We start from the raw sequence: 12461 nt of genomic DNA on the forward strand, positions 1-12461 counted from the left end.
GGGTACAAGATACGTTTATGTTTCACCGGTTTTTCCAATTTTTAAAAAAGGTGAATGAATATTTTCTATTATCAATTAAATATATTAAATTTAATATCCTTACTATGATTTTTATATGATGACATTCTTTTAATGAATTGTGGTTGAACCATGATCGAAAGGCATGACTTTCCGATGTGGGCGGGAATTATTTTAGTAATACTATTAACTTTAACTGCCCTCGTTGCATATGCATACCGTTTTCTTAGTTTTGAGAACGCGGGAGGGGCTGAATTCTATCTTTCGATCCTTCTGGTCCTCAGTGTAATCTTACTTCTTGTATTTCTCACGTTTACGACAGTTATTTTCAAATATCTTGGTTTGTCTGATCCCTCACAATCTCTCGGCCTCCCTGAAGGCAGTATCCGGGCAGTAATTGCATTAAGTCTTATTCTTATTTTTATGACCAGTTCTATCCTCCTGTATGAGGAAGTTGAAAAACACAGTGGCCCTCCAATTTACAATAGCACAAATATTACACAAAGTCAATTAGACAGTATTCCAAAAGATGAGATCGTATATATTCAGCGATCGATAGAACTGAATAATGGGACTCTTTTTAATGTAGGGCGAAAAACTGAAAAGAGTAGAGCTGGTGAAGATATTGCAAAACAGATAATTACCACGGTAAGTACTTTAGTTGTTGCGGTAGCAGGTTTCTATTTTGGCAGTAAGGCTGTTGGCGTTGTGGGAAGTGGTTTATCAGCAGTTCCCCTCATTCGGAGTATTAATCCAACAGAAGGAAAACGTGGAACTGATATTGAATTAAAGGTGTTTGGAAAGAATTTTGAGTTAGTGAGAGATGTTACACTGGTTTGTGATTCTATAGAAATTCCATGCACTGATGTGACTTCTAATTCTACTTTGATCGTATGTAAACTACATATTCCTGATGATTCTGTTGGATATCCCGGAGGGTCTGAAAAGAAATGGGCCGTTGTGGTGAAAAGCTCGGATATTGGTGAAGATACGCTGGGTGGAGTCTTTACTATCATTAAAGAGGCTGATACACCTGCAAGTTAGATCTGATATTCCCTTTTTTTGCATGCTCTTGAAATAAATCCCCCGATTTTGTATTTTTTATAATACATAGAGAATACTATGGTTGTACCTTACCTGTTCTGGATGATCCTCACCATGGGTCTCTCGAACATCCATTAAAAATTGGTTCTTTTCACCACCCTCTATGGGAGGGTGATATGTATTCTCACAATCATTGGATCAGGCGGATTTAGTAACCAGGGAAAATAACTTCCAGTCTGATGTCTAGGTATATGTCAGAATATGTGCTCAGTTGATAATACCCTGAAGAACCAGATGTTGGATGAGATAATCGCAGAACGCAGGAGTTATCGTGCATTTACAGATGAAATGATATCTGATGAGGCTACTCTGGGTATCATATCAGCCGGACTACATGCTCCCTATGCCGGTGCCGCTGTATCAGGTGATGAATACAGAAAATTCTTTGTTATCAGGAAAAATTCAGAGACGATGAAGACTATTCAGCCACTCTTGTTTAACGAACTAAAAGGTATGTCTGAAAACCTGGAGAAAGCTGCAACTCGTGATCCTGAAATTTCCAAACAGGCTGCAGGTTTTATCAAGCGTCTTTCCATGATCAAAAAGATGGGAACAATCCCAGGTGTAGGGACAGCACCGGTATTTATTATAATATCAGAGAAAAAGGGATTTCCTCCTGTTGAGCAGGCATCTTTGGCTCATTGTCTTGAGAATATGTGGCTCAAGGCAACTGCTCTGGGTTTGGGATTTCAACTCGTATCTCTTGTGTCACAGATGGATAATGTCGATGAATTCAGCCAGATATTTCATCTTCAACCCGGGGAATGGGCATTTATGGGATGTGCAATCGGATATCCAGCTGAAAAATTGCCAGCATCCATAAGGCCACATGCACGTGATGTGACCACCTGGCTCCCGTGAAAATGATGGTAAATCAGAACATGTTTTAATTATCCTGATCGACGTCACAGTATTACTGAGAAGGATTTGTATGTGCGTTTCGATATTTCCCTTCTGGGACTCTGATCTCAAATTTCACCCCGATACCGGGAACTCCGGTTTCATGAATTGATATTCCGGTTATTGAGAGGATCTCCCGAATCAGGAATAATCCAAGACCGGTATTCTTTCCATATCCCTTCTCGAACGATTTTTCTTTCTCGTCAAGTGGGATACCTCCCCCGTTATCTTTGTACCAGATAAGCAGGTCTTTATTCTCGGTATGGGAAGAAAGAGAGATCTGTGTTACCTTATTTCCATGCCGATGTGAATTTTCAACAAGATTATACACTACTTTTCTGAGCATAAGATCTGCGTATATTTCAAGGGTACCAAGATCTGACTGAAAGGAAATATCTGACATGAATTTCTGAATTTCCGGGCTTGAAAATAGTTTTTCAAGATTTTGCCATTCAGGAGCAGATGATCCTAGTTCCTGATATTCTCCGGTAAATTCTATGATGGTTCGAATCTCGGCAGTTGACTGAACAATAGCATTAATCTCTTTCTGATAGGAGTCTCCGGGGAGGTTTTCTATAAGTTCCTGTCCGTAAAACTGGATTACCATTGTCCTGTTGAGAATATCGTGCCTGGTTATACTGGAAAGAAGATTGAGCTTCCGATTTGCCTGTATTAATGCCTGTTCAGTATGTTTCAGTTCAGTTATATCACTGACGCTCGAGAGAATACATTGTTCAGAGTTAATGGTTACGATATCAGCAGAAAATAGACCCGATATAATTTTTCCTGATTTTGCTCTGATTTCTACCTGAACACCCCGTACTTTCCCTTTAGTAATATCTGTTACTAGGAGAGATCTGTCTCTAGGCTTTTCCCATATCGATAATTCCACAGTGGTTTTTCCCAGGACCTCTTCCGGTTGATATCCGGTAATTGCAGTAAAACCGTCATTAATCTCGAATATCCCACCATCAGATACTCTCGTGATAATGATCGCGTAGGGAGAAGAGTGAAATGCTGTATTGAATTTTTCTTCCTGTGCTCTGATCTCTTCAAGAAGCCTGCTGGTTACCATCATGATGAAAGCTATGATTACCAGAATTCCCATAAGGAGGTACGTTGTGGGAATAATTTCCCCTATCATGCCGGAAAAGAAGAACTTGTTTCCTTTAAACGGGAATAGGAATTCGAGAACTAACAGAATGATACTAAATACAAGGTGAATGCCCATGACATGAGCAATAATCTGTGTTGTCTTCTTTATACTGCCAGATATTTTTCCAAATAACAGGTAGCAGAGCTGCAAATCGATGAGAACGATTAAAAATTCCATCACGTTCTCACGAAGAGAGAGATTTGGTTGAATGTACAGGAAGTACGTTTCACTGATAAAGAAGATGGCAAGAAGAATAAAATTCTGAATCTGTGGTCCTGGCTTTCCGGTAAAGCGTTCAAGGCCGATCAGAAGGAAAACCCATCCGATAAGCATCATCCCGTTTCCGAGGACAATACTGAAAAAATCAGGTATTGTCCCATTAAAGAGTACCAGGCCGATTCCTCCAGCCTCCATAATCATGGATGCCAGCAGGCAGGTCAGTCCGGAAAACCGTCTTTTATACTGTTGCCATATTATAAAAGCCACGAAGACATTTACGAAATTTACTAAAAAGTTGATGAGTATCAGGGTTTTGATATCAAAAACCATTAGTCATACATTGAGTTATTTCTTTAAATAACATGTATGATTTTTAAATACACCAAAAGACATTCTCATCTTTTTGTAATTTAAATGACCCGTTAAAATATCGGAAATGGCAAAGCGTTCGGAAACAATCCAGAGCGTTTGTTCGATTCTATTAATGGTTTATCAATAAGAAATTTAGAATTAATCTCTCTTTCTTTATGATTGTTTCAAATTCTATATCTATACTATGGATATCTGGTTATTATTCTGGTATTTTATTCTAATATTTTATTTTGGTATTATATTTTCAAGAAAGAAGAGAGAACCGGTCAATTTCTAATGACTGGAGATATAAATATGCAATTGATTTTTCCGGGAATAGATTATACATTCACATCATTTTGTCTCTTATGTCAGTTAAAGAGAAATAATTATCTCCTTTGTGAATAACAATACCGTATGAAAGGGTATTTCGTTGTATTGTTACTCTGCTTTTTTGTAAGTATGATGGGTATTGCAACTGCTGATATTCCTCATCTTATCGGGAACTGGACTGGCCCTTATGTCGAATATAATGCCAGTGAGGGTTTCTCTGAAAATGAGGGAGGATTTTTCTTCATAAATATTACAGAGCAGAAGGACCGGATTTTTGTTGGAAATTCTTCGTATATTAAAGCGGATGGCACTCCTGTCATGATGAAGATGGCAGGTGTAATCAGTGCAGATGGAACTGAACTGTCTGTTGTAGAACAGAATAACGGGTATTCACATGGTAAAATTCTTGGGTCAGATGCATTTGAATTGACATATCTCTCAGATAATGATCCAATTTCAGTGGCCGTTGATCAGTTTATCCGGACATCGTGATGGTATAATGGTAATTATTCAGGTTGATGATACACATAGAAGGGTATCATCTTTACCTGAATCGTTACCGTTGATTTCCTATTAATCCAACAAAAAATAAGAGAATTGGTGAGATAGAGAGAACACTCAGATACCACTATGGTGACTGAAAAGGTCCGGGATCGATGAATTTAATCTGCCTTCATTGGATGAACTATTTCTGAAATCATAATGGAACTGTATATGGCCGGTTCATACGTATTTGCTCCGCTGCTATTATTCCTTAGTATATACGTGAAAAACCAGTATTCTCATGATCAAAGATACAGCCAGATCCAGCCCTGAAGGATTTATTGTACAAACGTTCTGTATATTCACGATTCCTGGAGATTTCATATAAATCATGCATGGAGTACTAATTCCAATACGAGAAGGTTACAATCCTTTCTCAAAAACTCTATTGCAGTTTGAGTAAAAATTAAGGTATTTTTTAGATCGTTATATTATCTGATAAATTGAACCCGTATTTAGCAAAATCCCTGATATCCAGGCTGGCAGCTTTTTCTTTAGAGATTATCGAGGGTATGATAAACCGGAAGACTTCACTGGCGTATTGATTGAAACTGAATCCCTCTGCTTCTATCACCAATTTCCATTTTGCCTCCATTGAAAGGTTATTCATGAACGAGATCATGAGGTACATGGAAGTGAGGAATGGATCGAGATCTGATCTGATGGATCCGTCATCAATGCCCAACTGAACTGCATCACGGAGGATCAAACGACATATCCCATATCCTTTCCCAATATCTGCGTTGCATGGATTCTCCTTTGAAAAGCGTTCAGATCCATAAAAATGTATCATCCGGAGATATTCCGGATATTCCTGTGAGAACTGAAAATAGGCCTGTCCCATCAGGGCTACTTTGACAATTCCCGGGGCGTCCGTGTCCATGCAGTGTTTATATTTTGCTTTCAGGATCTCGATACCCTGGAGAACTATGGTTGCATAGATGTCTTCTTTGTTTTTAAAATAGAGATAGAGGGTTGCTTTATTCAGTTCAACTTCCTTGGCAATCTCATCCATGGAGACTTCTTCAAAGGTCCGGGAGAAGAAGAGCCGCTGTGCAGCTTCGAGAATATCTGCTCTTCTTTTTTCCTTTTCCCGCTTTTTTCGTTCTGCAATTCCCATCAGTTCACGTGTCCTTATCTATATAGTTCATACGCCTGCAGGCAATGAGTGAGTAATAATACAGTCAAAGCAGACATACGATCGAATATCATTGGTATGACAAATATCAAATCTATACGATTAATGATATAGGTGAGCCTTTCCTTATTCTGTTCTGTACCTAAAAGATTTAAGAGGTTCTCAGTGAACCCTCTATTGTACTGATTACAGATAATTTTCCGGCATTTTGGGGTCGCTGTACAAAGTAAAGAGTCGTACCGACGCCTCCTGTACGAGACCGGGTTTCATTGATCTGGCATGCACCGGACAATTTTTGATACATGCACAACAGGTAATACATTTTTCAGTGTCAATTTTTGAACTGTTTTGTGGGTCGATGGCTCCTGAAGGGCATATTTCAACGCAATGACCACAATCTGTGCAATCATCATTCACTGCTATGAAATCTACAATCCATAATTTTGAATCACTCCGATATGGGAATTCCCCTGGAAGTTCAATTTCAGAGATCATTGATCCTGAAGAGAGGGACTGCAGTTTATCTTTTATTTTTCTTCCAAATTCTTCTGCATGATGCAGATCATGTGTATCTGGTCGTCCTACTGCAATCGGCGTATCATCTTTTGAGAATGAGTGTTCTCCGATGTATGCTCCTCCGGCAATGGGAATCCCGCCGCATTTCTTCACAATATTTTTCAGTTCAAGTAATGCATCTTCGTATATCCGGTTTCCATATACAACAACACATACAGTTGGTGTCTGGTGAGCACGGATTTCATTGAGCCAATCGACTATGAGGGCCGGTATCCGTCCCATGTATACCGGAACACCAATAATGAGCAACTCGTCTTCTGAAGTTTCTACTGATTGCTCTCTTCCTTTCGGTGTGGTAATATCGATCTGTTCGGTTTTATCTGGGTTCAGGCCACGAGCGATTGCTGACAGGACTGTTTTTGTAGTTCCTGTTGGTGAGAAATATAGTAATTTCGTTGATTTGATCTCCATTTTTCACTCCATTTCAATTTGTCATATAGTTCGGATTCTTTTTTCAAGGATGAGTAGCCCAAGGAAGGAACTCATCCAATTCTGTTGAGATTATCTGGATCATAATCTATCTCTTTGTTATATTATAACTATCGGTTATTGTGTAACTTATAGTAAATGACAAAAAAGTACAACTTTCGATTCAAGTCAGAAAAAAGTGGATGCCAATGAAAGAGATAGTCAGCGATTATGAGAAAATGTGACGTTATACGTTTGGATATCTTTTCATCAGGCATTCAATGGAAAAAATGTGTGATCTCAGTAAAAATGGTTGGCATCTATTCTATCGGTGTACGTGGGTTTTGAGTAGCAGGCTCTAACACTTTTTCTTTCATTCGGTGTGCAAAAGCCTCTGCATCTTTCAGGTCCTGTTCATTTGGTCTTCCTTTATTCATACCTCCGAGATATTTCAAAAAACTATTCGTATTGAACCCTTTGCAGCTGAAATCTCCTATTATGAAATATCCTTTTGATTCAAGTTTTTCACGAAGTGAACGATGATCATTCCTGGTTTTTGACTCACCGGTTAATGCCGCTGTAGAGAACAGAAATGCCGGTTTATTCTCACCCGGTGGGAGTTTATCTGCCAGAGATAACAGGGATTCATGATGTTTTGCTGAATATATCCCTGACCCAAATCCAATGAGGGTATAGTCAGATAGACTATCAAGGTTAATTTCAAGAGGAGTTTTTATTTCTGCATTGAGAATCTCTGATATTTTCCGGGCAATCTTGAGAGTATTATTATGGTGATATGAGTAGACGATCAGGAGAGGGTTAAGATCAGGTACTATTTCCATGAACGATATATTATGGATGAATATTCATCAACATTCCTGTCTTTATACAACAAACTTTCAAAGTGAAGGGATTTTTAGTAATGTATCTTCGGATGTTTCCCAAAAAAGAGAAATTTTCAGAAATTTAATCAGGATATAATCGTAATATTAATCCAACTCTGCCAGAATAATCGATGATGAATAAATATCTCACGTATATTCTCAATGATCCTCACCCTCTTTCAGATTCACAGAAAGAAGCCGTCCTTGCAGATAGCCAATATGTCCGCCTCATAGCCGGAGCCGGGGCAGGAAAAACAGAGACCCTGACCCGGAGAATCCTCTACCTGCTCTTTGAGAAACACTTCTCTCCCGGATCCATCGTCGCATTCACGTTCACTGAAAAAGCAGCCGCCTCGATGAAGAACAGGATCTTCAAACGAGTATTGGGTCTTGGAGCCGTGGAGATCTACAATACACTCGGTGACATGTATATCGGGACCATCCACGGGTTCTGTAACCGGATCCTGGAAGAGAAGTTTGGATACGGGTCATGGGAGGTCCTGGATGAGAATCAGGAGATGGCTCTTTTAATCAATATCAGTGATCGGATCGGTCTTACAAACGGGAGAAACACCACCGACAAGGCATCCATATTCAAGCAGAGCCTCTCTGTGATGTATAACGATCTCCTCTCCCGGGATGAGATCGAAAAACAGGCTCCTGAGTTTTTTGCTTCGGTCAGGGCCTACGAAGCGTATCTTGACCGGTTCCACCTGCTCACGTTCGACCGGATGATAACGCTTGCTCTCACTCATCTTCAGGAACATCCGGATGTGACCCGGAGTATCAGGCATCTGATCGTGGATGAGTACCAGGATATCAATCCGGCACAGGAGGCGTTGATCAAGACCATCGGCCTGAATGATATCTTTGTTGTCGGTGATCCACGGCAGACCATCTTCCAGTGGAGAGGATCTGATGAAGGGTGTTTCCAGCGGTTTGCAACCTTCTACCCGGATGTCTATGATATTGTGCTGCCTGAAAACCGGAGAAGCGGAAAACAGATAGTAACCGTTGCAAATACGCTTGCCTCTCATTTCAGAACCGGACCGTACGAACCGATGACTGCAACACGGCCTGATGCCGGGGCTGTGTACCGGATCGATTATCCGACGGCCGGGGATGAGGCTGAAGGAGTTGCTGATCAGATCCTCACTCTGGTGAACTCCGGGTCATGCAGGTACCAGGATATTGGAATTCTGCTTCGGAGTGTGAACAACAGTGCAACGCCATTTATCCAGGCACTCCGCAGGTATCATATTCCGTTTATCCTGTCAGGTCAGGTCGGTCTGTTCAAGAGACAGGAGATCCTGGCACTTGCTAAGATCTTCTGCTGGCTCTCCCCGAAGGGGTTCTTCCCGGCATCCATCAAAGACCGGAAGAACACGGTTTCCGGGGATCTTCTCCTTGATTCAGCGATTGATGACTGGTTTTCAGTGGTGTCACCGGTCTATACAAAAGAGGTTGTCAGAAAGACGCTCGGGTACTGGAAGCTGGCAGTTCTTGAGAATAAAGCGTACCGGAACTTCACAACAGCATACTACAATCTTCTTTCAATCCTTGGGTTTCACGCCTTATCACCGGATAATGCTGAAGATGCGGTAGTGATGGGCAACATCGCCAGTTTTGGAAGGGTGCTTGCCGACTTTGAGTCTTCCCACCATTACGGGGGAAAGACCGGTGATATCGCTCAATTTCTCCGGGATCTCCACTGGTATCTGTTTCTGTATGCATACTGGCGATACGAGGAGTCTGCCGGTGAGCAGGATAGTGCTGTAGATGCAGTCCGCCTTTCCACTGTTCACCAGGCAAAAGGGCTTGAATGGCCGGTTGTGTTCGTTCCTGCCCTGATTGACGGGAAGTTTCCCTCATCCCGGGTTGGAGAGAGGAAGAACTGGCTTATTCCCCGTGAACTCTTCCCTGCTCTCCGGTACGAGGGCAACACCGAGGCTGAACGTCAGTTATTTTACGTCGCCTTAACCCGGGCCCGGGATCTGGTATGCCTGAGCTGGTACGAGGAGGAGGGCGATTCAGGCATGCAACCGACACAGTTTATCGAAGATGAGATAGGTAGGGAACCGGTCATTCCTCATCCATATACCCGGCCTGTTCCAGGAGTGGCTTGTCAGGCCCCGGAGCCTGATGCCGAACTCCATTCATTTTCTGCAAAAGATCTCATCCTCTTTCAGCAATGTCCATACCGGTACCGTCTGAATAAGGAATGGGGGTTCCTTCCCGGGCTCTCTCCTGATCTCGGGTTTGGAAATGCTCTTCACTTCTGTCTAGGTGAGATCTCAAACCTGCTCAAACAGGGTGTTCCTGTAGAGCAGGCAGTGGACCAGTCTATAGAGTCCGGGTTCTTTCTGCCATATGCAGACCGGAGCCGGTTTCTTGGTATGAAACGGGTGGCTCATCAGCGGCTTTTGTCGTATGCAACCAAGAGAAAGGAGGATCTTCTCCGGGTTTATGCATCTGAATTCAGGATTGAGTTCCCGGTCCGGAACGGAACGATCATCGGCAAGATTGATGTGATGCTCGATTCAACCGAAGGGATTGAGATACAGGATTACAAAACCTCTGATGAAGTGATTGCTCCCGAAGCAGGAGCAATGCAGGTGAAGATATATGCCTACGGGCTCCGGCTTCTTGGTAAACCGGTCTCATCGGCAGGGGTTGCATATATCGAAGAAGCACGGGTTGATCCGGTTCCGGTCCGGGATACTGAGATCGATGGAGTCCGGGAGATTGTTGAGGGGCTGATTGATCAGATCCAGGAGAAGAGGTTTCCGGGAAAACCAGGGAAACAGTGTGGTTCGTGCGATTATTTCCAGATATGCAGGTTTCGGTAAAGAATACAGATAGAAAAGGACTAAAGGATAAGAATTGTATAGAGTTTGTAATCTGAATACTCTACAGAACCAACAAGAACTACATCTACAATACGAGTAGATTCAAGGAATAATTCACAGGAGCCAGATATATGATGAAAATTAAAGATCTCCCATCAGAAGTACGATCTAATATTATTCCTCATTTTCAGATCTCTTCGATGTGGATCTTTGGTTCAGCAATTCGTGATGATTATTCAGAAGATAGCGATATCGATCTGGTTGTTGAGTTTATGCCGGATGCACGAATTACACTTCTTACACTTGCTTCACTACAGACCGATCTGGAGAGGATATTTGGAAGAAAGGTTGATCTCATCACCCGGAAAGCTATCGATGATTTCATGAATCCGATTATGAGACAAGAAATTCTCTCAACTATGGTGAGAATATATGGATCGTGATCTCTCTCTTCTGGAAGATATCAGAGAGATGTGCTCATATGTTATTAACCAATCAGAGATTGATTTCCCCATAAAAAGAATAAACGGAGGAGAGTAATCATCTTTTGTCCATCTGATCTAATCTCTCAACCGGAGGGAAAGACACTCGAATTTAAGCGGGACCTTTCATCACCCAAAAATATTCTCAAAACAATCGTAGCCTTCGCTAATACTGCAGGTGGCCGAATTATTATAGGAGTTGAAGATTCTTCCCGGACGATAACCGGCGTTACTGATCCTCTCGACGAAGAAGAACGACTCTGTAGTCTCATCGCTGATTTGATTGCACCCAGGCTCGTCCCTGATGTGGATCTGATATCTGTAGGAGAGAAGACGCTTCTCTCGGTTCAGGTCTATCCAAGCGGCCAAAGGCCCCATTTTCTAAAAAAGGAAGGTCCAATAGAGGGAGTATATGTCCGGCTCGGGTCAACCAACCGGAAGGCAGATCAAGAACTTATTGCGGAATTATCGCGTTCCTGTTCAGGGACATCGTTTGATGAAATGCCGGTACCTGATCTTACGATTGAGGATCTTGATCTTAATGCAGCAAAGAGATGGTTTACAGGAGTTCGTGAACTGCATGATAAAGAACTGGTGACACTCCGTTTTCTCACGTCAATCCAGGGAAAGTTCGTTCCGACGTGTGGTGGAGTACTTCTCTTTGGAAAGAGACGTGATGATTATTTCCCTGATGCCTGGGTTCAGTGTGGACGCTTTATTGGGACTGATAAAGCGGAAATATTTGATCATATTGAGATTCATGAGCATCTTCCAGATGCAGTAGAAAGTATCATCCTTTTTCTCAAAAAGCATGCAATGAGAGGGGCAGATTTTTCGGAGATTCGACGAAAGGATCTCTGGAGTATTCCCCTCATTATGCTCCGGGAGGCAGTGATAAATGCTATCGTTCACGCTGATTATTCCCAGAAAGGAGCACCTATAAGGGTTGCATTTTTTGATAACCGCATTGAGATAGAGAATCCCGGTATACTTCTGCCTGGTATGACTATTGAGGATGTAAAGCAGGGTGTCTCGAAGATCAGGAACCGGGTGATTGCCCGGGTATTCAGAGAACTAGATCTGATTGAGCAATGGGGTTCAGGATTTCGAAGGATTCTTCGAGAGGCTGAGGAACTTGGGCTAACAGATCCGGTTATTGAAGAGATTGGGATGCGAGTCAGGGTGACGATATTCCTCGCAGAGACTCATCAGATACAAGTAACCGAACAAGTAACCGAACAAGTAACCGAACAAGTAACCCGATTGATAAATTGCCTAAATAATAAAGATATGAGCCTGAGAGAGATGATGTCCAGTGTGGGATTGAATCATCGTCCAACATTTATGTATGATTACCTGAAACCTGCTATGGACAGAGGTTTTGTTGAAATGACACATCCGGATTCACCGAAAAGCCCTAAACAGAGATACCGGCTTACCAGGCGGGGAAAAGCGGTGCTCTCTGAAAAGGGTGGATAAAATTGTGATGAAAATTGGCAC

General features: G+C 42.0%; 10 protein-coding genes. 6 read left to right on the forward strand and 4 right to left on the reverse strand.

The features are described 5' to 3' along the window. Positions 1 to 150: 150 nt before the first annotated feature. Positions 151 to 1062, forward strand: a complete 912-nt coding sequence (locus DK846_RS03245) for an IPT/TIG domain-containing protein (protein ID WP_109967460.1) — start codon at positions 151 to 153, stop codon at positions 1060 to 1062. A gap of 261 nt (positions 1063 to 1323) precedes the next feature. Next, complete coding sequence (locus tag DK846_RS03250) at positions 1324 to 1983, forward strand: nitroreductase family protein (protein ID WP_109967461.1); 660 nt, start codon at positions 1324 to 1326, stop codon at positions 1981 to 1983. A 52-nt stretch (positions 1984 to 2035) separates the two neighbouring features. On the opposite strand, the gene DK846_RS03255 is transcribed toward DK846_RS03250, so the two are convergent. Continuing rightward, a complete protein-coding gene (locus DK846_RS03255; protein ID WP_109967462.1) occupies positions 2036 to 3727 on the reverse strand; it encodes a sensor histidine kinase in 1692 nt (563 codons plus the stop codon). Positions 3728 to 4165: 438 nt separating this feature from the next. Between DK846_RS03255 and DK846_RS03260 the strand changes: the two genes are divergently transcribed. Then, on the forward strand, positions 4166 to 4573 hold the full coding sequence (locus DK846_RS03260; protein WP_109967463.1) for a hypothetical protein: 408 nt from the start codon (positions 4166 to 4168) through the stop codon (positions 4571 to 4573). A 469-nt stretch (positions 4574 to 5042) separates the two neighbouring features. Here the strand turns inward: DK846_RS03260 and DK846_RS03265 are convergent, their stop codons facing one another. From DK846_RS03265 to DK846_RS03275, 3 genes are all read right to left on the reverse strand, one after another. Further along, positions 5043 to 5744, reverse strand: a complete 702-nt coding sequence (locus DK846_RS03265; protein WP_109967464.1) for a TetR/AcrR family transcriptional regulator — start codon at positions 5742 to 5744, stop codon at positions 5043 to 5045. 204 nt (positions 5745 to 5948) lie between these two features. After that, complete coding sequence (locus DK846_RS03270) at positions 5949 to 6749, reverse strand: EFR1 family ferrodoxin (RefSeq protein ID WP_109967465.1); 801 nt, start codon at positions 6747 to 6749, stop codon at positions 5949 to 5951. Between the two features lie 317 nt (positions 6750 to 7066). Then, on the reverse strand, positions 7067 to 7588 hold the full coding sequence (locus DK846_RS03275) for a flavodoxin family protein (protein ID WP_109967466.1): 522 nt from the start codon (positions 7586 to 7588) through the stop codon (positions 7067 to 7069). 173 nt (positions 7589 to 7761) lie between these two features. Between DK846_RS03275 and DK846_RS03280 the strand changes: the two genes are divergently transcribed. The 3 genes from DK846_RS03280 (at position 7762) to DK846_RS03290 (ending at position 12440) form a co-directional block, all read left to right on the forward strand. Further along, positions 7762 to 10479 (forward strand): ATP-dependent helicase, encoded by a 2718-nt coding sequence (locus DK846_RS03280; RefSeq protein ID WP_109967467.1) that lies wholly within the window; start codon positions 7762 to 7764, stop codon positions 10477 to 10479. Positions 10480 to 10610: 131 nt separating this feature from the next. Beyond that, positions 10611 to 10922, forward strand: a complete 312-nt coding sequence (locus DK846_RS03285) for a nucleotidyltransferase family protein (protein WP_109967468.1) — start codon at positions 10611 to 10613, stop codon at positions 10920 to 10922. Between the two features lie 120 nt (positions 10923 to 11042). Further along, positions 11043 to 12440 (forward strand): helix-turn-helix domain-containing protein, encoded by a 1398-nt coding sequence (locus DK846_RS03290; RefSeq protein ID WP_281269814.1) that lies wholly within the window; start codon positions 11043 to 11045, stop codon positions 12438 to 12440. Positions 12441 to 12461 lie beyond the last annotated feature (21 nt).

Source organism: Methanospirillum lacunae, assembly GCF_003173355.1.
Classification (GTDB): Archaea; Halobacteriota; Methanomicrobia; order Methanomicrobiales; family Methanospirillaceae; genus Methanospirillum; species Methanospirillum lacunae.